This is a genomic window from Maritimibacter harenae, from assembly GCF_009882975.1.
GTDB lineage: Bacteria > Pseudomonadota > Alphaproteobacteria > Rhodobacterales > Rhodobacteraceae > Maritimibacter > Maritimibacter harenae.
On the sequence record NZ_WTUX01000005.1, the window covers coordinates 26512 to 47424 of the forward strand.

Annotated in this window: 18 protein-coding genes and 1 pseudogene; 18 read left to right on the top strand and 1 reads right to left on the bottom strand. The window is 66.6% G+C overall.

The features are described from left to right. Window positions 1-11: 11 nt before the first annotated feature. From GQE99_RS01815 to GQE99_RS01865, 11 genes and pseudogenes are all read left to right on the top strand, one after another. Window positions 12-204: pseudogene (locus GQE99_RS01815) on the top strand (Flp family type IVb pilin). A gap of 204 nt (window positions 205-408) precedes the next feature. Continuing rightward, the gene (gene cpaB / locus GQE99_RS01820; RefSeq protein WP_161349874.1) at window positions 409-1266 is read left to right on the top strand and encodes a Flp pilus assembly protein CpaB; all 858 of its coding nucleotides are present in this window, start codon (window positions 409-411) and stop codon (window positions 1264-1266) included. A 261-nt stretch (window positions 1267-1527) separates the two neighbouring features. Next, window positions 1528-2952, top strand: coding sequence for a type II and III secretion system protein family protein (locus GQE99_RS01825; protein WP_161349875.1), 1425 nt, complete (start codon window positions 1528-1530; stop codon window positions 2950-2952). 2 nt (window positions 2953-2954) lie between these two features. Then, a complete protein-coding gene (locus tag GQE99_RS01830; protein ID WP_161349876.1) occupies window positions 2955-3638 on the top strand; it encodes an OmpA family protein in 684 nt (227 codons plus the stop codon). A 291-nt stretch (window positions 3639-3929) separates the two neighbouring features. Next, window positions 3930-5228 carry an AAA family ATPase gene (locus GQE99_RS01835; protein WP_161349877.1) on the top strand — a complete coding sequence of 433 codons (1299 nt, stop codon included), beginning with the start codon at window positions 3930-3932 and terminating at the stop codon, window positions 5226-5228. Window positions 5229-5239: 11 nt separating this feature from the next. Then, window positions 5240-6721, top strand: a complete 1482-nt coding sequence (locus GQE99_RS01840; protein WP_328794027.1) for a CpaF family protein — start codon at window positions 5240-5242, stop codon at window positions 6719-6721. A gap of 4 nt (window positions 6722-6725) precedes the next feature. Continuing rightward, window positions 6726-7694: a type II secretion system F family protein gene (locus GQE99_RS01845; RefSeq protein WP_161349878.1), complete on the top strand. Its 969-nt coding sequence runs from the start codon at window positions 6726-6728 to the stop codon at window positions 7692-7694. A gap of 10 nt (window positions 7695-7704) precedes the next feature. Beyond that, window positions 7705-8676: a type II secretion system F family protein gene (locus GQE99_RS01850; RefSeq protein ID WP_161349879.1), complete on the top strand. Its 972-nt coding sequence runs from the start codon at window positions 7705-7707 to the stop codon at window positions 8674-8676. Between the two features lie 73 nt (window positions 8677-8749). Next, window positions 8750-9298, top strand: coding sequence for a tetratricopeptide repeat protein (locus tag GQE99_RS01855; protein WP_161349880.1), 549 nt, complete (start codon window positions 8750-8752; stop codon window positions 9296-9298). A 68-nt stretch (window positions 9299-9366) separates the two neighbouring features. Further along, window positions 9367-10227 carry a tetratricopeptide repeat protein gene (locus GQE99_RS01860; protein ID WP_161349881.1) on the top strand — a complete coding sequence of 287 codons (861 nt, stop codon included), beginning with the start codon at window positions 9367-9369 and terminating at the stop codon, window positions 10225-10227. Further along, on the top strand, window positions 10224-10739 hold the full coding sequence (locus GQE99_RS01865) for a prepilin peptidase (RefSeq protein WP_161349882.1): 516 nt from the start codon (window positions 10224-10226) through the stop codon (window positions 10737-10739). The genes GQE99_RS01860 and GQE99_RS01865 overlap by 4 nt, the downstream gene beginning before the upstream one ends. Window positions 10740-10750: 11 nt before the next feature. Here the strand turns inward: GQE99_RS01865 and GQE99_RS01870 are convergent, their stop codons facing one another. Beyond that, a complete protein-coding gene (locus GQE99_RS01870; RefSeq protein WP_161349883.1) occupies window positions 10751-12376 on the bottom strand; it encodes a hypothetical protein in 1626 nt (541 codons plus the stop codon). Between the two features lie 125 nt (window positions 12377-12501). Between GQE99_RS01870 and GQE99_RS01875 the strand changes: the two genes are divergently transcribed. The 7 genes from GQE99_RS01875 to glpX all read left to right on the top strand — a co-directional run bounded on the left by GQE99_RS01875 (window position 12502) and on the right by glpX (window position 20908). After that, window positions 12502-13824 (top strand): P-loop NTPase family protein, encoded by a 1323-nt coding sequence (locus tag GQE99_RS01875; protein ID WP_161349884.1) that lies wholly within the window; start codon window positions 12502-12504, stop codon window positions 13822-13824. Between the two features lie 32 nt (window positions 13825-13856). Continuing rightward, window positions 13857-16250 carry a ligase-associated DNA damage response DEXH box helicase gene (locus tag GQE99_RS01880; RefSeq protein WP_161349885.1) on the top strand — a complete coding sequence of 798 codons (2394 nt, stop codon included), beginning with the start codon at window positions 13857-13859 and terminating at the stop codon, window positions 16248-16250. A gap of 46 nt (window positions 16251-16296) precedes the next feature. Continuing rightward, window positions 16297-16947 carry a ligase-associated DNA damage response endonuclease PdeM gene (gene pdeM / locus GQE99_RS01885; RefSeq protein WP_161349886.1) on the top strand — a complete coding sequence of 217 codons (651 nt, stop codon included), beginning with the start codon at window positions 16297-16299 and terminating at the stop codon, window positions 16945-16947. A gap of 65 nt (window positions 16948-17012) precedes the next feature. Continuing rightward, window positions 17013-17459 carry a PaaI family thioesterase gene (locus GQE99_RS01890; protein ID WP_161349887.1) on the top strand — a complete coding sequence of 149 codons (447 nt, stop codon included), beginning with the start codon at window positions 17013-17015 and terminating at the stop codon, window positions 17457-17459. Between the two features lie 3 nt (window positions 17460-17462). Further along, window positions 17463-18254 carry a crotonase/enoyl-CoA hydratase family protein gene (locus GQE99_RS01895; RefSeq protein ID WP_161349888.1) on the top strand — a complete coding sequence of 264 codons (792 nt, stop codon included), beginning with the start codon at window positions 17463-17465 and terminating at the stop codon, window positions 18252-18254. 189 nt (window positions 18255-18443) lie between these two features. Then, window positions 18444-19736: a homoserine dehydrogenase gene (locus GQE99_RS01900; protein ID WP_161349889.1), complete on the top strand. Its 1293-nt coding sequence runs from the start codon at window positions 18444-18446 to the stop codon at window positions 19734-19736. Window positions 19737-19927: 191 nt separating this feature from the next. Beyond that, window positions 19928-20908, top strand: a complete 981-nt coding sequence (gene glpX / locus GQE99_RS01905) for a class II fructose-bisphosphatase (RefSeq protein WP_161349890.1) — start codon at window positions 19928-19930, stop codon at window positions 20906-20908. The last annotated feature ends 5 nt before the right edge of the window (window positions 20909-20913 follow it).

Below are 20913 nucleotides of genomic sequence, written 5' to 3' on the forward strand. Positions count from 1 at the left end.
GAGACATGAAAATGAAACTCGTGAACCTCTTCAACCGCTTCAAGAAAGACGAAGACGGCGCCGTGACCGTGGACTGGGTTGTCCTCACCGCCGCCATCGTCGGCCTTGGCATCGCGGTNCCTGACCTCGGTTTCCGGCGGCACCACGTCGCTGGCCGACAAGGTCTCGTCCAGCCTCTCGGGCATGACGATCCTGACGCACTGAGCGTCATCTGAAGGACCTCCGGAATGGGGCCGTGCCTGATGGGCGCGGCCCTTTCCCTTTGATACCCGCGCAGGGATTGATCCCGGTTTCGAAGAAAACCGGCTTAAATTCACCCTTTGTCCAGAATTTCGCCGCATTCTCGCAGCATGAAGACGGCAGGGACTTTGTAGCCGGGCGACCGGCACAGATGGGAAAGGATACGATATGCGAGCAGTCTTCGGACTCGTGCTGGTGATCGGTGTGGCTCTTGCCGGCTTCGCCGTCTACATGGCGCGCGACTATATCGGGAACTACCAGGCCGCACTCGAGCAGGAGCGCGCCGCACGCGCGCAGATGGTGGAGACGGCCGAGATCTTCGTGGTCAACGAGCAGCTGAGCTACGGCGACCGCATCAACGACGAGAACATCCGCCTCGAACGCTTCCCGGTCAACGCGATCCCGGAAGGCGCCTTCAAGGACATCGAAGAAGTCTTCCCGCAGGGGGAGAAGCGGTTCCGCACCGTGCTGCGTGCAATGGAGAAGGACGAAGCGCTTCTCGCGGTGAAGGTCACCGACGCGGGCGCCGACGCCGGCGTTTCATCGCGGCTGGGCGCCGGGATGCGCGCCTTCGCGATCCGGGTCGACGTGGCCTCCGGCGTGTCCGGCTTCCTGCGCCCCGGCGACAAGGTGGACATCTACTGGACCGGCCGCGGCTCGGTCGACAACGTGACCACCCAGGAAGTCACCAAGCTGATCCAGACCAACATCCCGATCATCGCCGTCGACCAGATGGCCGACCAGGACCGCACCGCCCCCACGGTGGCGCGCACCGTCACCGTGGAAGCCACGCCGCAACAGGTGGCCGCATTGGCCCAGGCGCAGGCGACCGGACGCATGTCGCTGTCGCTTGTCGGCACGCAGGATGAAAGCGTGGCCGATGCCGTCGAGATCGACCAGAACGAGCTTCTGGGCATCGAGACCGCGGTGGTGGAAGCGCCGAAGCCGGAGAAGGAAGTCTGCACGGTGCGTACCCGCAAGGGCGCGGAAACGGTGGAAGTGCCGATCCCCTGCCCGACCAATTGATGACCCTCACCGCCCCGGCGGAACGGTATGGGCATCCCGCGTGTTGCGGGGTGCCCACAGCAATGTCGGGGGCCAAGCCCTTGATTCTTGCAATAAAGTGAAAACTGACGCATTGTGTGTTCAACTCGGGGTGAAAGAGCCGGAAAAAACGGCCGTGACCCGAAACAGGCGGACCCGGACAACCGGGCGAAACAATCGGACCGCGGGACACGCCCGCGCGAAGATGAGCAGACAGAGACGTGATCGGAGAGGCAGGATCACATGGGATTTGACCGAACCTTCAGGGCCATTCTGGCCGGTGTCGCGCTGGCGATGGCAAGCGTGCCGAGCGCCGCGTCCGCCCAGAACCTGCGTGTGCTGGACGGCGGGGTCGCCGAAACGCTGAACGTGCCGATGAACCGCGCGGTCGTGGTGGAAAGCGATGAACCCTTCGCCGAAATCTCGATCGCCAACCCCGGCATCGCTGACATCTCCACCCTTTCGGACCGCACGATCTACGTGCTGGGCAAATCGCAGGGGCGCACGACGCTGACGCTGCTGTCGCCCAACGGCACGCTCATCGCGAACGTCGAAGTCCAGGTCACGCCGGACATGTCCGAGTTCAAGGAACGCCTGCGCCAGATCCTGCCGGGCGAACCGATCGAGGTCCGGACCGCCAACGACGGCATCGTCCTGTCGGGCACCGTGTCGTCGGCCGCCGCGCTCGACCGCGCGCTCGACCTCGCCTCCCGCTACGCGCCCGACCGCGTGTCGAACCTGATGTCCGTCGGCGGCACCCAGCAGGTCATGCTCAAGGTGCGCTTCGCGGAAATGCAGCGTTCGGTGACCAAGTCGCTCTCCGCCTCGCTGGGCTTCGGGGCCGACATCGGGGGCGTCGGCGCCTCCGTCGGGACCAACGCCCTGGGCAACCAGTCCGCCATCAACAGCGCCGTGACCGGCGACCTCGTCTCGACCGGCAGCGATCGCACCGGGGCCTTCACCTTCGGCTTCAACGCCGGCGCGCTTCAGTTCGCCGTGATGCTGGAAGCCCTTGAAAACAAGGGCATGGTCCGCACGCTTGCCGAGCCGAACCTGACCGCCCTCTCGGGCCAGCAGGCGAGCTTCCTCGCCGGTGGCGAATACCCGATCCCGTCGGTCCAGGAGAACGGATCGGTGATGATCGACTACAAGCCCTTCGGCGTCGAGCTCACCTTCACGCCGCGCGTGGTCGATGAAGACATCATCAACCTGCAGCTGACGGCTTCTGTCTCCGGTCTCGACAATTCGGTGACCTACGGCGACGGTTCGATCTCGGTCAACGCCTTCGCGCGCCGCGAAACCTCGACCGTGGTCGAGATGCGCGACGGCCAGAGCTTCGCGATCGCCGGGCTCCTGCAGGACGACTTCCGCGACCTGAACGGCCAGGTGCCCTGGCTCGGCGACGTGCCGATCCTGGGCGCGCTGTTCCGCTCCGCCGATTACGAGCGGTCGCAATCCGAGCTGGTGATCATCGTCACCCCGCATCTCGTCAGCCCCACCCGGGGCGAGGCGCTGGCACTGCCCACCGACCGGGTGCGCCCGCCGTCGGAGAAGGACCTGTTCCTGCGCGGCGAAACCGCCGCCCCCAACCGCCCGACCACGGGCGCTGCGGGCGAAGTGGCGCGTCAGGACTTCACCGGCTCCTACGGCTACGTGATGGAGGATTGAGCATGGCCGCCCTGACCCGCACCGCCCGGATCGTCGCCACCACTTCGGCCCTCGCCCTCGCGGCAGGCTGTTCCGACTACGGCACGCCCTATGGCGGGCCCGAGGCCGGCGCGATCCCCGCGCGGTCCGAGTTCGGCGCCTCGACGCAGAACAATTTCCTCGTCCAGTCGGGCCAGCGGTCCTACGTGATCGACCTGGCCGAACGGTTCAACGAGGAAGTGCCGGACACGGTCAACTTCGCCTTCAACTCGGCGGTGCTCGATCCGACAGCGCGCCAGATCCTGGCCCGCCAGGCCGGCTTCATCAAGCAGTTCCCGGAAGTCACGTTCCGCGTTTTCGGCCACACCGACAAGGTCGGCTCGGCCGCCTACAACCGCACACTGGGCCTGCGGCGGGCGCAAGCGGTGGTGAATTACTTCGCCTCCGTCGGCATCAGCCGCGCCCGCGTCCAGGCGGTCGTCACCTATGGCGAAACGATGCCGCTCATTCCCACCGACGACCGCGAACGCCGCAACCGGCGCACCGTGACGGAGGTGTCCGGCTTCGTTCAGGACGACCCCTTGATCCTGAACGGGAAATACGCCGAGGTCGTGTTCCGCGAATACGTGCAGTCGGCGACCGAGTTCCCGCCGGGCAACGATGGCGGTCTTCAGAACTTGCTTTCCGCGGCGCAGGGCGGCGGCTGACGCCGCCCTCCCCCGACTTTTCCAAGCTTTTTCAATTACTTGATTCCAAGTCCCGATTCGGCTGCGCATTGTTTCTTCGTTGTCGTGTGGGAAACAGCCATCCAGCAGATAGCTTTATCGTCTCAATTCATCGCATAATTTCGCGCATTCCGACAAAATGTCGCCCAACTTACCCATGACATTCCAGACTTGCGAGCAGCCCGTGCGACCGAGTCGTGCGGGGCCCGTCCGGGGGTGCGCGAAGCAACCGCAAGCCCGAAACCGGACGGTCGTTAAGGAAAGGACCGAGGCATGAGTGGGAACACCGCACTGCGCGAAGAGGACCAGGGGCAGGAGCCGGCGCCGATCGTCGCCTGCACGATCTCGCGCGATGTCCAAGCCTTCGACCTGCTGATCGAGGACATGGAAGCGGAGATGGGCGAATCCTGGGGGGATCTGTCCATCGTCGACGCGCTGGCGTTCTTCCAGCAGTCCGAAAGCGACACGCTCGAATTCATCGCGATCGCGATGGACGACCAGGACGAAGCCAACCTCGCCCAGATCGCCGAGGTGATCCGCCAGGCGACCGCGAAGGGCATCAAGGCGATCGTCATCGCCGAGGAGGTCAGCCCCATCGCGCTGCACCAGCTGCTCAAGGTGGGCGCCGAGGAATTCATCCCCTACCCGCTCCCCGACGGGGCGCTGCACGATGCCATCGAACGGCTGCGTGCGCCGGAACCGGCACTCGCCCCGCAGGCCGAAGCGCCCAACGTGCCGCCGCAGCCCTCGGGGACCGATCGTCACGGCGTGCTGATCGCCATGCACGGGCTGGCCGGGGGCACCGGGGCCACGACGATGGCCGTGAACTTGGCCTGGGAACTGGCCACGATAACCAAGGACGACAGCCCGCGCGTCTGCCTGATCGACCTCGACCTGCAATTCGGCTCGGTCTCGACCTATCTCGACCTGCCGCGCCGCGAAGTCGTCTACGAGCTGCTTTCCGACATGGAATCCGCGGACGACGAAAGCTTCATGGCGGCCCTCCTGACCTTCAACGAGCATCTCAACGTGCTCACCGCGCCGTCCGACATGCTGCCGCTCGACCTGATCGGCCCGGCCGACGTCGACGCGCTGATCGCCCGGGCGCGGGCGAATTTCGACTACGTGATCATCGACATGCCGACGGCCGTGGTGCAGTGGACCGAAACGGTTCTGCAGGCCGCCCATATCTACTTCGCGAGCATCGAGCTCGACATGCGTTCGGCGCAGAACACGCTGCGGATGATCCGGGCCCTCAAGTCCGAGGACCTTCCGGTGGAAAAACTTCGCTACATCCTCAATCGCGCGCCCAAGTTCACCGACCTCAGCGGCAAGGGGCGCGTGAAGCGCATGGCGGAAAGCCTCGACATCTCGATCGACCTGCAGATGCCCGAAGGCGGCAAGCAGATCGTGCAGGCGGGCGACCACGGCGTGCCGCTTGCCGAAGCGGCGGCCAAGAACCCGCTGCGCAAGGAAATCCAGAAACTCGCCGACCAACTTCATGCCCTCTCCGCCGACGAAGAAGAACAGGCGGGCAAGCGGGGCCGGAAGAAGAAGAAAGCGCGGAAATAGGAGCGGCCCAGGTGTTTTCGAAATACAAGAAACCAGCAGGTGCCAGGAAGCCGGCCAGCCCGGAGGCGCCGAAACTCGCAGCGATCGACGGCGGCGCTCAGGCGCCCGCCAAGCCCGCGGCCCCGGCCCCGAAGGCGGCGCCCGCGCCGACCGCGAAGCCGCGCATGGTGGCCGAGACCAAGCCCGCGGCCCCCTCGCCCGCCGACAAGGAACGCAAGCGGCGCGACCGGCTGATGGAAATCAAGGTCGAGCTGCACAAGCAGCTGCTCGACAACCTGAACCTGTCCGCGCTGGAAAGCGCGCCGGAGAAGGAGCTGCGCGCCGAGATCCAGTCGATCGCGGCCGAGGTCCTGTCGGACATGAACGTGGTCCTGAACCGCGACGAGCGTCAGCAGCTCAACTCCGAGCTCTACGACGAGGTCACCGGCCTCGGCCCGCTCGAGCCGCTGCTCAAGGACGACGACGTGAACGATATCCTCGTGAACGGCCCCAAGCAGATCTTCGTGGAGCGCAATGGCAAGCTCAGCCTGACCGACGTGACCTTCAAGGACGAACGTCACCTGCTGCGCATCATCGACAAGATCGTCTCGGCCGTGGGGCGCCGGGTGGACGAGTCGAACCCGAGCGTGGACGCGCGCCTGGCCGACGGGTCGCGCTTCAACGCGATGGTTCCGCCGATCGCGGTGGACGGCAGCCTCGTGTCGATCCGGAAATTCAAGAAGGACAAGCTGGGCATCGACGACCTGGTCAAGTTCGGCGCCTTCTCGGAAGAGATGGCCGCCTACCTGCAGGCCGCGGTGTCGACCCGTCTGAACGTGATCGTCTCGGGCGGCACGGGTTCGGGTAAGACCACCACGCTCAACGCGCTGTCCTCCTTCATCGACGACAGCGAACGCATCCTCACGATCGAGGACACGGCGGAACTTCAGCTTCAGCAGACCCACGTGGGCCGGATGGAAAGCCGCCCGGCCAACGTCGAGGGCAAGGGCGCGGTTTCCCAGCGCGATTGTCTGAAGAACGCGCTGCGCATGCGTCCCGACCGCATCATCGTGGGGGAGACCCGCGGCGAAGAGGTCATCGACATGCTGCAGGCCATGAACACCGGCCACGACGGGTCGATGACCACGATCCACGCCAACTCGGCCCGCGACGCGATCTCGCGTCTCGAGAACATGGTCGCGATGGCCGGGATCGAGATGCCGGTGAAGGCGATCCGCAGCCAGATCGCCAGCGCTGTCCACCTGATCGTGCAGGCCAGCCGCCTGCAGGACGGCTCGCGCCGGATGGTCTCGATCACCGAGATCACGGGGATGGAAGGCGATGTCATCTCCATGCAGGAAATCTTCCGCTACGAGCGTCTCGGGCTGACGCCCGAGGGCAAGATCATCGGCCGCTTCAACGCGACCGGCGTGCGCTCGCACTACTCGGAACGGTTCCGCCAGTGGGGCTACGACCTGCCGCCCTCGATCTTCGAACCCCTGGTCGCGGAGTAACCCGATGCCGTTCTCGTCCGATATCATCATCTATGGCGTGATCTTCATCGCCGTGCTGCTGCTGGTCGAAGGCGTCTACCTGACCGTGTTCGGCAAATCGATCAGCCTGAACAGCCGGGTGAACCGCCGCCTCGACATGCTCGAGAAGGGCGTGGGCCGCGAACAGGTGCTGGAACAACTCCGCAAGGAAATGCACCAGCACATGAACGCGAAGGGCTTCCCGCTCTATTCGCTGCTGGCCGAGAAGGCGCAGAAGGCCAACATCGCCTTCACCCCGCGTCAGCTCATCATGGTGATGGCGGGACTGGCGATGGTCGCCTACCTGGGCCTGACGATGGGCACGAGCGCGGCGCCGGGCGTGCGCATCCTCGTTTCCATCGCGATGGGCGTGGGCGGGGTGTATGTCTGGATCAACGGCAAGGCCAAGAAGCGCATGGCGCTTTTCGAAGAGCAGCTTCCGGACGCGGTCGAGCTCATGGTGCGCAGCCTGCGCGTCGGCCACCCGTTTTCCTCGGCGATCCAGATCGTGGCCAAGGAAGTGCCCGACCCGCTGGGCTCGGAGATCGGCGTGATCGCGGACGAAAGCGCCTATGGCCGCGACGTGGGCGAAAGCCTCAAGGCGATGGCCGAACGCATGGACATGCAGGATCTCCGCTTCCTCGCGGTCGCGGTGACCATCCAGCAGCAATCGGGCGGCAACCTGGCCGAAATCCTCGAGGGACTCGCCAAGGTGATCCGCTCGCGCTTCAAGCTGTTTCGCCGCGTGAAGGCGATCACGGCGGAAGCGAAATGGTCCGGCGCCTTCCTGTCGGGCTTCCCGGTGCTGGCCGTGGTGATGATCAACGTGATCCAGCCGAACTATTACGACGACGTGAAGGAAACCGGGTTCTTCATCCCGGCGGCCCTCGTCTGCGTCGGTTTCCTTGTCGCGAACTGGTTCGTGATGAAGACGCTGACCAACATCAAGGTGTGAGGACCGGATCATGCTCGACACCCTGACGCAGATGCTGACCGATCAGCTCGGTCCCTTCGGCCCCCTGCTCGCCCTGGGCGGGCTCGGCCTGATCATGATCGTCGCGGCCCTGCCGCTGCTGCTCAAGAAACCCGACGACCCGCTCGACAAGCTCAAGCGCAGCCAGCAGGAGCTGGAAGAGGACCACACCGCCCTGCGCCGGGTCGAGAGCGGGATGGGGGACAAGCTCGAGAAGTACAAGGGTTTCCTCGAGCCGCAGGATAAGGAAGAATATTCCCAGATCCAGCTCAAGCTTCTGCAGGCGGGCTACCCGGGCAAGAACGCGGTGCGCACGTTCCACTTCGCGCAGTTCGCGCTCGGCATCGGCATGCTGTTCCTGGGCCTGATCTACGCGTTCTTCGTGAACGCCGACAATGCAACGCCCCAGCAGATGATGCTTACCGTGATCGTGCCCGGCGCCGTGGGCTACATGGCGCCCAAATACTGGATCACCCGCCGCGTCGAGGCGCGCAAGGAAGAGATCACCAACGGTTTTCCCGATGCGCTCGACATGATGCTCGTCTGCGTGGAAGCGGGCCAGTCGCTTGACCAGTCGATCATCCGCGTCGCCAAGGAAATGCGCTCGGGCTACCCGTCGCTGGCCGACGAGTTCGAGATCGTCGCCTGGGAAATGAAGGCCGGCAAGGAGCGCATCCAGGTCCTGCGCGACATGGGCGACCGCTGCGGCGTGCCCGACGTCGCCTCCTTCGTGACGGTGCTGATCCAGTCGACCTCCTTCGGCACCTCGATCGCCGAGGCGCTGCGCGTCTACGCCGGCGAAATGCGCGACAAGCGCGTGATGCGGGCCGAGGAGAAGGCAAACACCTTGCCCACCAAGATGACGCTTGCCACAATGATGCTGACCGTGCCGCCGCTTCTGATCATCCTGATTGGACCGTCGGTCTACGAAGTGTACAAGACACTGAGAAGCATCAGCTTCTAGGCGCGCAACCGGCGCGCCCCGACAGGAAAAAGGGACGCGCCACTTGGCCCGGGCAGCCACATCCATTCTCGCAATGATCATGATCCTCGTCGCCCTGTCGTCCTGCGACACGGCGCGGGGATTGGGCAACACCGGTGACAATGCCTATGCCCCCGATGCCCTGCCGGCGGGCGAGGACAGCGTCGACGGGCTCATCGTCGGCCATCGCCTCATGGAAGCCGGGGAATACGAGCTGGCGCTGAAGGCCTACCTCCGGGCGGCCGCCGAGCGCGGCATGACCGTCGACACGCTGTCGGCCATCGGGTCGGCCAACCTGCGTCTCGGGCGGCTGGGCCAGGCGGAACGCATCCTGCGCCAGGCCACCAAGGAGGATCCCGGCTTCGCGCCCGCCTGGAACAACCTGGGCGTCGTGCTCATGGAAATCGGCCAGGTCGGCGAGGCCGTGCGCGTCTTCAAGGTCGCCTTCGGCGCCGACAGTGGCAAAACGGACTCCATCCGCGAAAACCTCAACCGCGCGCTCGCAAAACAGGAAAACCTCGCCTATGATGGCGAGGCAGAAAGTGCGGAATTCGCCCTGATGCGACGCGGACGCGGGGACTACCTGCTGCTCGGGTCGCGCTAGACGCCGGAAAAACGGCGCAAGGGACAAGAAGCGGATCCGCCGAGGAGAGCAGGAAAAGGATGCAGGCCATGCGCCATCCGCTTGTCATGTCCGCCCTGATCGGGCTGGTCACGCTTGCCGGCTGTGAAAGCCAGATGAGCGACGAAGAAGTCGAACGCGCCGTCGCGGGCGTCAACGTCATCGACGAAGCGAACCTCAACGACATCATGCTGACGGTCGGCGACCCGGAAGAGGCGGTCGCCTATTTCCGCCGCGCGGCCGCGAAGGACCCCGACCGGATCGACCTCAAGCGCGGGCTCGCCCAGTCGCTGGTCAAGGCGCGCAAGGCGTCCGAAGCCGCAAGCGTCTGGACCGAGGTCGCCAACAGCCCCGAGGGCACCGCGCGCGACCGCGTGGAACTGGCGGATGCCTATATCCGCGCGGGCGACTGGGCCAAGGCCAAGACCGAACTCGACCGCGTGCCCCCCACCCACGAAACCTTCGAGCGCTACCGGCTCGAGGCGATGGTGGCCGACAGCGACGAGGACTGGAAACGCGCCGACAGTTTCTACGAAACCGCGGTGGGCCTGACGACGCAGCCTGCGGGCACGCTGAACAACTGGGGCTATTCCAAGCTCACCCGTGGCGATTTCGCCGGGGCCGAACGGCTCTTCGGCGAGGCTTTGACCTACGACCCGGACATGTTCACCGCCAAGAACAACCTGGTCATGGCGCGGGGCGCGCAGGGCAAGTACGACATGCCCGTGCTCGACATGAACCAGATCGAGCGGGCACAACTCCTTCACACGCTGGGGCTGGCCGCGATCAAGCAGGGTGACCTCGTGATCGGCAAGACGCTTCTGCAGGAGGCGATCGACACCCATCCGCAGCATTTCGAAGAGGCCGTGCGCGCGCTGCGGGCCCTGGAAGCGAACGTTTCGAACGGATGACGAGCGTCCAGCCGGCTCTCGCGGGGCTCGTCTTCCTGCCCTTCGCCACCGTGATCGCGGTCTGGGTCGCGGTGAGCGACATGAGCCGCATGAAGATCCCGAACAAGGCCGTGATGGCGCTGTTCGTGGTCTTCGCCGCGGCGGGCCTCGGGCTTGTCGCGCTCGGGGCGTTCACCCTGCCCGAGTATCTCTGGCGCTACGCCCACCTCGGCGTGGTCCTGCTCCTGGGTTTCGTGATGAACGCGGCCGGGCTTCTGGGCGCGGGCGACGCGAAATTCGCGGCCGCGATGGCGCCTTTCGTGGCCCTTGGCGATATCGCGATGTTCGGCTATGTCCTTGCGATCGCGATCCTTTTCGGTTTCGTCGCCCACCGGCTCGCCAAGCGGGTGCCAGGCGTGCGTAGCGCCACGGCCCACTGGGAAAGCTGGGAACGCGACGATTTCCCGATGGGCCTGTGCCTCGGGATCGCGCTGGTCGCCTATCTCGCCATCGTGGCCACGGGCGGCGCCTGACGCCCTGCCCCTTACCGCTCGAGCGCGTAGAGAATGAATTGCGCGTTGCGCGCGACCTCGGTCATCTCCGGGCCTTCTTCCTTCAACTCCTCGAGGATCGTGTTGCGCACGAGAAGCGACTGCGGGCAGACCGGCACGACCACGTAATCGGCCTGCGCAAGCCCCGTGAGCCCGCCGTAATACCACGGCGCGTTGCCCTCCAGCGGCTCGAACGCACCGAAGAGCCAGTACCCGTTCAGGATGTCGGCCACGAAGGCGGTCTTGCCCTCCGTGTCGACCGTCTCGTTCAGCGTGTCCGCCATGGTCTGGAACCAGGCAACCATCCCGACCTCGGTGACGCAGACAGGCAGGGTCTCGCCCTTCCAGTCGATCACTTCGCCCTCGCGGAACTCCGGATCGTAATACTTGGCATAGACCGTGTCCGGCCCGCCCAGCGCGACCTTGGCATCGAGCCGATGGGCGCGCAGGCCGAAGGTGCGGATGTCCTCGTGAATGCCCGAGCCAGGGATGAGCGCGGTGTATTCCTCGGGCTTCTCCGTCAGGTGGCGGAACGGCGAATAAGTCAGGTTGATGAGCGACGGCAGGCCGAAGGCGAAAGCCGCCACTGCCGTCGTCGTCATCACCTGCCGCATGTCCCAGCCCATGCCATTGCGCAGGCCCGCCGCGGGCAGAAGCATGACCAGGATCAGGCCCAGGAGCGGCAGCCACTGGGGGTCGTTCCCGAAATTCTGGAAGGTGACGTAGAAGAAGCCCGGCACCAGGATCAGAAGCACCAGCCCCTCGAGCTTGCGGCCCGCCTGTCTCAGCCAGATCACCGACAACAGCAGCGCGATGGACCCGGCCATGTAGGCGGGCGCCCCCACGACCACGTTGAACGGATGGCCCGGCTGTGGCCGCGTCTCGGAGGCCGCGACGATCATCAGGTCGCGCAGGTAGGCGAGCCACACCACCGGCGTGCCCGCCGCCACCGTCAGCGCGACCATCACGACCAGGCCGGTGATCACCCCTGAAGCGATGGTTCGCCAGGCGTGCCGCCCGATCAGGGCCACCAGCACCGGCGGGAAGAAGGCAAGGATATAGGTCGCCTTGGTCAGGAACAGCACGGCCATCGCCGCACCGATCACGGCCCCGTCGGCCACCCGGTTCTCGACCCGCGCGGGCAGGATCGCGGTCGCGATGGCAAGGAACGCCGCCGCCCAGGCCCAGCGGTTGTAATGCATCGAGATCGACGTGGCGCGTGTGGTTTCGCCGTGCACCAGCGCGAGGATCAGGATCAGGACGACCGCGCCGAAGGCATAGGCCCAGATCCCCGTGAACCGCGACCGGGCCACCCACCAGATCGCGGGCAGCGCGACCAGCGCCACGATCACCTGCGACCACAGGATCGCGTGCCCGACCCCCAGCCCCAAGGACACGAGCCAGGCGATGGGCGCGACGGCCAGCACGCCGATGGGGGTGACGAAGTCGAGATGCGGCCAGTCCCCTTCGGCCATGCGAAACACCATCTGGAGCAGGTGCAGCGTGTCGCCTTCGTGCTTGCCCAGGTAGAAGCCGCCCTTCGCCAGCGCCGTGCCGCCCAGCACCAGGATGATCAGCGCGAACACCCCAAGCAGCAATTTGCCGTTTGTCTTGCCCATTCTGCCCTCTTTTCGCCGATTTCTTGGTTTTTGTTGAAGGTGCGCCCGGCACCCTGGCCCGACTATACGGGATTTGCGGTGGCGACGGGACGCAAAGCGGAAAAAAATCGGGCAACGAGCACACGATGAATATGCAGACAGAGATGGCCACCTCGGGTGTCGAGGCGCCGCCGCCGTGCCGACAGATGGAGGACACCGGGCTCTCCCCCGTGATGATGCGCGACATCCTCCTCAAGACCATGTTCCGGATGAACCTGGAGCATGTCTCGAAGCTCGAACGCGTTCTGTGCCTGCCCACGCGGGTCACGCAGGAGTTGATCGACAACGCGCGCGACCAGGGCCTGGTCGAAGCGACCGGCACGCTCCATGCGACCTCGGGCAACGAGATGGGATATCGGCTGTCGGACAACGGCAAGGCGCGCGCGCTCGATGCGCTGTCGCAGTCGGAATACTACGGCGCGATGCCCGTGCCGCTCGACAAGTACTACGAACAGGTCGAGCGCCAGTCGATCAAGAACATCCGAATCACGCGCGACCAGCTGACCAAGGCGATGGGGCACCTGATCCTGCCCAGCGAGCTTCTCGATCATCTGGGTCCGGCCGTCGGGTCGGGCCGGTCGATCCTGATGTATGGCCCCCCGGGCAACGGGAAATCCTCGATCTCCAACGGCATCCGCGACGCGCTTGGCGACAAGATCTACGTGCCGCGCGCGATCCTGTATTCCGGGCAGGTGATCACGGTCTACGACCCGATCGTCCATTCGGCGGCCGAGGAACAGGTCGACGACCCCAATTCCCTGCGCCGCACGTCGAACAAGTTCGACCGGCGCTACGTGAGGTGCCAGCGGCCCACGGTCGTCACCGGCGGGGAACTGACGCTCGACATGCTCGACCTTGTCTACAACCCCACCGCGCGGACCTACACGGCGCCGCTTCAGCTCAAGTCGACGGGGGGCGTCTTCATCGTCGACGACCTCGGGCGCCAGGCGGATTCGCCGCAGTCGCTGATCAACCGCTGGATCGTGCCGCTCGAGGAGTCGAAGGATATCCTCGCGCTGCAATCGGGCGAGAAATTCGAGGTGCCGTTCGACACGCTGGTGATCTTCTCGACCAACTTCCACCCGAACGAGATCTTCGACAAGGCGGCGCTGCGCCGGATCTTCTTCAAGATCAAGATCGACGGGCCGGACCAGGAGAATTTCCTCAAGATCTTCGCGCTGGTGGCCAAGAAGAAGGGCATGGCGCTGGACGAAACGTCGCTGGTGCACCTGCTCAAGCGAAAGTACCCGACGATCGACAACGTCTATGCGAACTATCAACCGGTGTTCCTGATCGACCAGATGATCGCGATCTGCGACTTCGAAGACATCCCCTACCGGATGACGCCGGAGCTGGTGGACCGGGCCTGGGCCAACATGTTCGTGAGGGATGAAACGATCGTGCGCTGACATCCGCGCAGCGCACGCCTATCTTGCAGGGCATGACCGCCCTGCCCCCCGAGATCGACAGCTGGTTCGCCGCCAAGGGCTGGCACCCGCATCCGCACCAGTTGGAGATGCTGGCGCGCGGCGGCGACCCGGCGACGCTTCTTGTCGCGCCCACGGGCGGGGGCAAAACGCTTGCAGGTTTCCTGCCTACGCTGGTCGAATTGACCGAAAATCCGCGTAAAGGCTTGCACACTCTCTACATTTCGCCGCTGAAAGCGCTGGCTGCGGACATGCGCCGCAACCTCACCGGCCCGATCGCGGAGATGGGCCTCCCGATCCGGGTCGAGGATCGCTCGGGCGACACCACCCAGGCCCGCAAGAAGGCCCAACGCGCCGATCCGCCCGAGATCCTGCTCACCACGCCCGAAAGCCTTGCCCTGCTCTTGAGCTACGAGGACGCGCCGCGTGTCTTCGCCAACCTCGAACGCGTGGTGGTGGACGAGGTGCATGCGCTGGCGGAATCGAAACGCGGCGACCAGCTGATGCTCTGCCTCGCGCGGCTGCAAACCCTGCGCCCCGACCTGCGCCGCGTGGGCCTGTCGGCCACGGTCGAAGATCCCCCGGCCCTGTCGCGTTTCTTCATGGCAGGCGGTTGCCCCGTCCTGACCGCCGATCCCGGCCCCGACCCGGATATCGCGATGCTCACGACAACCGCGCCCCCGCCCTGGTCGGGGGGTGGTGCGGCCTACGCGATCCCCGACGTGCTGGAAGAAGTGAAGAAGCACAAGACCACGCTCATCTTCCACAACACCCGCGCGCAGGCGGAGATCTTCTTTCACAACCTCTGGCTCGCCAACGATGAAGGGCTGCCGATCGGCATCCACCACGGCTCGCTCGCCCTCGACCAGCGCAAGAAGGTCGAGGCGGCGATGGTCGCGGGCGACCTGCGCGCGATCGTCTGCACCGGCACGCTCGACCTGGGCCTCGACTGGGGCGACGTGGACCTCGTGGTGCAAGTGGGCGCCCCCAAGAACGTCAAGCGCCTCGTGCAACGGATCGGGCGCGCCAACCACCGCTACAACGCCCCCTCGCGTGCGCTGCTGGTGCCCGCCAACCGTTGGGAGGTGATCGAATGCCAGGCCGCGCTCGAGGCGGTGCTGGCCCGTGACCTCGACGGCGACCCGCGCGGCCCCGGACCGCGCGACGTGTTGTGTCAGCACATCCTGATCGCCGCCTGCTCGGCCCCCTTCGACGCCGACGCGCTGTTCGCCGAGGTCACGCGCGCCGGCCCCTACGCCGCGCTCACCCGCGCCCAGTTCGACGAATGCCTCGACTTCGTGGCCACCGGCGGCTACGCCCTGCGCGCCTACGACCGCTGGCAGCGGCTGAAACAACGCGCCGATGGCCTGTGGCAACTGCGCGACCCGCGCGCCACGCAGCTCATTCGCATGAACATCGGCACGATCCAGGACACCGACACGCTCAAGGTCCGGATGCGCCAGAACCGAAAGCAGCTTGGCGAGGTCGAAGAAGGCTTCGCGGCCTCCCTCACCCCCGGCGATACCTTCCTGATCGGCGGCAGGATCGTGCGGTTCGAGAGCCTCAAGGAGATGTTCGTCGACGTCTCCCACGACCGTGGCCGAAAACCCAAGATCGCTGTATTCGCCGGCTCCAAGTTCGCCACCTCGACCCAGCTGTCCGAACGCATCCTGCGCCTCATCCACCGTGTCGACCTCACCGCCCTGCCCGCCCATACGCGCGAATGGATCGGCCTCCAGCGCGAGGTCAGCCACCTGCCGCAGGCGGGTCGCATCCTGGTCGAGAGCTTCCCCCATTACGGGCGCGCGCAGACGGTGATCTACGGCTTCGCCGGGCGCGGTGCGATGCAGACCCTCGGGCTTCTCCTCACCCGCCGGATGGAAGAGGCCGGACTGGGCCCCCTGGGCTTCGTGGCCACCGATTACGCGACGCTCATCTGGGGGCTGCACCCGGTCGAGGAGCCGGCATTTCTCTTTTCCCGCCAGGATCTTGTCGATGCGCTCGAAGGCTGGCTGTCGGAAAACGCGCTGATGAAGCGCAGCTTCAAGGCGGTGGCGAACATCGCGGGCCTCACCCCGCGCAATTTCCCCGGCACCCGCGCCTCCGGGCGGCAGGCCACGTTCTCCTCCGCCATCCTCTACGACACGCTGCGCAAGTACGACCCGAACCACCTGCTCCTCGACATCACGCGCGAAGAGGCGATGCGCGGCCTGATCGATTTCGGCCGGATCGAGGAGATGCTCGACCGCACCGATGCCCGCGTCGACCACGTGATCACCGACCGCGTCACCCCCTTCGCCGCCCCTCTCTTCCTCGAAGCTGGCCGTGTGCCCGTCGAAGGCGCGGGGCGCGAGGCGCTGATCCAGGCCGAGGCGGAAGCCCTGATGCGCGAAGCCGGGCTCGCCTGAGCGCGGCCCCTTGCATCGGCCGGGTCCATGCGCGAAAGAACGGACCATGAACACCTACCGCTTCACCTTCCGCGACGCGACGCTCGATTTCCTGCCCTCCGGCGCGCTCCACTGGCCGGACGAGGGGTTGCTCTGCGTCTCCGACCTGCACCTCGGGCGGTCGGAACGCTATGCGCGCAGGGCCGGCGCGCTTCTCCCGCCCTACGAGGCACGCGAGACGCTGACCCGGCTCCAGGCGGACATCGACGCGACCGCGGCGACCACGGTCATCTGCCTCGGCGACAGTTTCGACGACGACGCGGCGGCGGCGGGGCTCGACGAGCCCGTCGCGCTCTGGATCGCCCGGCTCATGGCGGGCCGGCGCTGGGTCTGGATCGAGGGCAACCACGACCCGGGGCCCGTCGAACTGGGCGGCACGCACCGCGACGCGCTCACCCTTGGACCGCTGACCTTCCGCCACATCGCGACGGCCGACGCCGTGGGCGAAGTGTCCGGGCACTACCACCCCAAGGCGCGCATCGCCGGACGCGCGCGCCCCTGCCTGCTGGCCGATCGGCAGCGCCTGATCCTGCCCGCCTACGGCACCTATACAGGCGGCTTGCGCAGCACCGACCCGGCGCTCACCGCCCTCATGGCCGCCGACGCGCGCGCCGTGCTCACGGGCCCGCGCCCGGTTCCCATCCCGATGCCACGCTGAGCCGCCGTCGCGTCACGCTTGCCCCCCGCCCGGCCCGGCGACAGGATGCGACGAGGGAGGCGCCCATGACGGCATTCACACCGAAAGACCCGGATTACGAGGCCCGCGTGCGCGCGAGCTTCGCGCGTCAGCCGATGATGGAAACGCTGAGCGCCACGCTCGAAGAGGTCGCCCCGGGAACCACCACGATCGTCTCGACCATCCCCCCTGGCACGCTCCAGCAACAGGGGCAGACGCATGCCGGGCTGGCCTTTTCCATCGGGGACACCGCGGCGGGCTATGCCGCCTCCTCGCTCCTGCCCAAGGGGTTCGAGATCGTCACCTCGGAGATCAAGATCCACCTCCTCGCCCCCGGCCGCGGCGACCGGCTGGTCGCGATCGGCCGTGTCATCCGCCCCGGCCGCCGGCTGACGATCGTCGAGGCCGATGTCCATGCCGAGAGCGGCGACACCCGCACCCTCATCGCGAAACTCATGGGCACGATGGTGCCCGTCCCGCTGACGGAGAGCTGACACATGACCGACCGCGTCACGATCGAGATCGAAGACCACGTCGCCCGGGTCACCATGAACCGGCCCGACAAGCTGAACGCCCTCGACCCCGCGCAGATCGAGGCGATCGTCGCCGCGGGGCGCGAGGTGTCGGAGACCAGGGGCGTGCGCGCGGTTGTGCTGACCGGCGCGGGCAAGGCGTTCTGTGCCGGGCTCGACATGGCCTCCATGGCCACGATCGCGCAGGACGCGGCCAAGAACGGCTTCCAGGCCCGCACCCACGGCATCTCCAACCTGTTCCAGGCCACCGCGATGGTCTGGGCCGAATGCCCGGTCCCGGTGATCGCGGCGGTCTCGGGGCACACCTACGGCGGCGGCTTCCAGATCGCGCTCGGCGCCGACATGCGCATCGCGGGCCGCGACGCGCGTTTCTCGATCATGGAAACAAAGTGGGGCATCATCCCCGACATGGGCGGCATGCACCTGGCCCGCCGGCTGATGCGCGGCGACGTGCTGCGCCGGCTCACCTACACCGCCGAGGTCTTCGACGCGCAGGCCGCCCGCGACTGGGGCGCGGTGACGGAAATCGCCGACGACCCGCTCGCGCGCGCCATGGAACTGGCCCGTGCCATCGCGCAGAAATCCCCAGACGCGATCCGTGCGGCCAAGGCCCTCATTACCGAGACCGAGCAGACCTCGCCGGCCGATACCCTCCTGGCCGAAAGCCGGGTGCAGGAAGCGCTGATCGGCACGCCGAACCAGATGGAGGCGGTCATGGCTGGCATGCAGAAGCGCGCGCCCGACTTCAAGGACTGAGCACCCCCTTCTTCGTTTGAGAAATACCTCGGGGTGAGGCCCGCGCTTCGCGGGCCGAGGGGCAGAGCCCCTCGCCGCGCGTCAGCGCGGCCCCTCGCGACGCGCCCCGGCGCGGCGCAACACCGCGAGCGATTGCACCCCGGCCCGGGTTTGGCTAAGGGGACGGGGATTTTCGCAAGGAGAGCCGCCATGTCCAACCCCGCCCCGCTTCGCCTCGGCATCGCCGGTCTGGGCACCGTCGGCGTCGGCGTCATTCGCATCGTGCGCAAACACGCCAAGCTCATCGAGGAACGCACCGGCCGCCCGGTGGCGATCACCGCCGTCTCGGCGCGCAACCGCGCCAAGGATCGGGGCGTGGACCTGAAGCCCTACGACTGGGAAGACGATCCCGTCAGCCTCGCCACCCGCGACGATGTCGATGTCTACGTCGAACTCATGGGCGGCTCGGACGGCCCGGCCAAGGCCTCGGTCGAAGCCGCCATCGCGGCCGGCAAGCACGTGGTCACCGCCAACAAGGCGCTCTTGGCCCATCACGGCCAGGCCATCGCGGAAGCCGCCGAGGAGGCGGGCGTGGTCCTGCGCTTCGAGGCGGCCGTCGCGGGCGGCATCCCGGTGATCAAGGCGCTGACCGAGGGGCTCGCAGGCAACGAGATCACCCGCGTCATGGGCGTGATGAACGGCACCTGCAACTACATCCTGACGCGGATGTACGACGCGGAACTGCCCTACGACGTGGTCTTCGACGAGGCCGACAAGCTGGGCTTTCTCGAGGCCGATCCGCAGCTCGACGTGGGCGGGATCGACGCGGGCCACAAGCTTTCGCTCCTCTCCTCCATCGCCTTCGGCACGCAGGTCGATTTCGACGGGGTGGAACTCGAGGGGATCGAGCGCATCCAGATCGCGGATATCGAGCAGGCAGCCGACATGGGCTACCGCATCAAGCTCCTGGGCGTGGCCCAGATGACCGGACGCGGGCTCGAGCAGCGGATGTCGCCCTGCCTCGTCCCTGCCGCCTCGCCCCTGGGCCAGCTCGAGGGCGGCACGAACATGGTGGTGATCGAGGGCGACAGCGTGGGCCAGATCGTCATGCGCGGCGCCGGGGCCGGCGAAGGCCCGACCGCGAGCGCGGTGATGGGCGACGTCATGGACATCGCACGCGGCATCACGATCTCCACCTTCGGCAAGGCCGCGACCGCCCTGGTCGAGACTCGGCCGGCCAAGGCCACCGTCCCGGCCGCCTATTACCTGCGCATGTCGCTGATGGACAAACCCGGTGCACTTGCCAAGGTCGCCCAGGTGCTGGGCGATGCCGGCGTGTCGATCAACCGGATGCGCCAATACGGCCACGACGAGGGTACCGCGCCGGTGATCATCGTCACCCACACCTGCACTCGCGCCGCGGTGGACGAGGCGCTCGCGGGTCTCGGGACCACCGGCGTGGTCGAGGGCGACCCTGTCGCCATCCGGATCGAAGAGGTCTGAGGAGGTCCTCGGATGGGCTGCGCCCATCCGACCCGGCGGGAGGGCTCTGCCCTCCCGCACCCTCCCGAGGTATTTCCGAAACGAAGAAGGGGACGCGGGCTTTGGTAGCGCAAACCTGCGCATGCCAGCTTTTACCCTCCTCGCGTGCCTGCTAGGAGTTGGTCAACACGAACCTTCGAGGGACATTTTCCATGACCGCTTCGCCCGTCGTATTCGCCGACCGTCTGTTGTCTTTGGGCCTCGCCCGCGTGTCCGAGGCGGCCGCGATGGCCTCGGCCGAGCTCGTCGGGCGCGGTGACGAGAAGGCCGCCGACCAGGCCGCCGTCAACGCCATGCGCGACCAGCTCAACCTGCTCGACATCAAGGGCACCGTCGTGATCGGCGAGGGCGAGCGCGACGAGGCGCCGATGCTCTACATCGGAGAGGAAGTGGGCACCGGCAACGGGCCCGAGGTGGACATCGCGCTCGACCCGCTCGAAGGGACGACGCTCACCGCCAAGGACATGCCCAACGCGCTCACCGTGATCGCGATGGCCCCGCGCGGCACGCTGCTGCACGCGCCGGACGTCTACATGGACAAGCTGGCGATCGGGCCGGGCTATCCGGCGGACGTGGTGAGCCTCGAGATGTCGCCGTCCGAACGCGTGCGCGCGCTCGCAAAGGCGCGCGAGTGCGATCCGAACGACATCACCGTCTGCGTGCTGGAACGTCCCCGCCACGAGGAGATGATCGCCGACATCCGCTCCACCGGGGCCGCGATCCGGTTGATCACCGACGGTGACGTGGCCGGCGTGATCCATTGCGCCGAGGCCGAGATCACCGGGGTCGACATGTACATGGGGTCCGGTGGCGCACCGGAAGGCGTGCTCGCCGCCTCCGCGCTCAAGTGCATGGGCGGGCAGATGTGGGGGCGCCTCACCTTCCGCAACGACGACGAACGGGGCCGCGCCGCCAAGGCCGGGATCACCGATCTCGACAAGATCTACGCCCGCGACGAAATGGTGCAGGCCGACGTGATCTTCGCCGCCACCGGCGTCACCGACGGGTCCATCGTCGAGGGCATCAAGCGTGAACCCGATCACCTGACCACCGAGACGCTGCTCATGCGCTCGAAGACCGGGTCGGTGCGGCGCATGATCTACCGGAACCCGAAGGAATGGGTCGGCGCCTGATGGGG

Excerpts from the sequence above, each read along its gene's own strand:
- GQE99_RS01850 (WP_161349879.1), top strand. The coding sequence starts at position 7,705 with ATGCTCGACACCCTGACGCAGATGCTGACCGATCAGCTCGGTCCCTTC.
- GQE99_RS01845 (WP_161349878.1), top strand. The coding sequence starts at position 6,726 with ATGCCGTTCTCGTCCGATATCATCATCTATGGCGTGATCTTCATCGCC.
- GQE99_RS01900 (WP_161349889.1), top strand. The coding sequence starts at position 18,444 with ATGTCCAACCCCGCCCCGCTTCGCCTCGGCATCGCCGGTCTGGGCACC.
- GQE99_RS01880 (WP_161349885.1), top strand. The coding sequence starts at position 13,857 with ATGACCGCCCTGCCCCCCGAGATCGACAGCTGGTTCGCCGCCAAGGGC.
- GQE99_RS01825 (WP_161349875.1), top strand. The coding sequence starts at position 1,528 with ATGGGATTTGACCGAACCTTCAGGGCCATTCTGGCCGGTGTCGCGCTG.
- pdeM (WP_161349886.1), top strand. The coding sequence starts at position 16,297 with ATGAACACCTACCGCTTCACCTTCCGCGACGCGACGCTCGATTTCCTG.
- GQE99_RS01870 (WP_161349883.1), bottom strand. The coding sequence starts at position 12,376 with ATGGGCAAGACAAACGGCAAATTGCTGCTTGGGGTGTTCGCGCTGATC.
- GQE99_RS01855 (WP_161349880.1), top strand. The coding sequence starts at position 8,750 with ATGATCATGATCCTCGTCGCCCTGTCGTCCTGCGACACGGCGCGGGGA.
- glpX (WP_161349890.1), top strand. The coding sequence starts at position 19,928 with ATGACCGCTTCGCCCGTCGTATTCGCCGACCGTCTGTTGTCTTTGGGC.
- cpaB (WP_161349874.1), top strand. The coding sequence starts at position 409 with ATGCGAGCAGTCTTCGGACTCGTGCTGGTGATCGGTGTGGCTCTTGCC.
- GQE99_RS01890 (WP_161349887.1), top strand. The coding sequence starts at position 17,013 with ATGACGGCATTCACACCGAAAGACCCGGATTACGAGGCCCGCGTGCGC.
- GQE99_RS01895 (WP_161349888.1), top strand. The coding sequence starts at position 17,463 with ATGACCGACCGCGTCACGATCGAGATCGAAGACCACGTCGCCCGGGTC.
- GQE99_RS01835 (WP_161349877.1), top strand. The coding sequence starts at position 3,930 with ATGAGTGGGAACACCGCACTGCGCGAAGAGGACCAGGGGCAGGAGCCG.
- GQE99_RS01860 (WP_161349881.1), top strand. The coding sequence starts at position 9,367 with ATGCGCCATCCGCTTGTCATGTCCGCCCTGATCGGGCTGGTCACGCTT.
- GQE99_RS01865 (WP_161349882.1), top strand. The coding sequence starts at position 10,224 with ATGACGAGCGTCCAGCCGGCTCTCGCGGGGCTCGTCTTCCTGCCCTTC.
- GQE99_RS01875 (WP_161349884.1), top strand. The coding sequence starts at position 12,502 with ATGAATATGCAGACAGAGATGGCCACCTCGGGTGTCGAGGCGCCGCCG.
- GQE99_RS01830 (WP_161349876.1), top strand. The coding sequence starts at position 2,955 with ATGGCCGCCCTGACCCGCACCGCCCGGATCGTCGCCACCACTTCGGCC.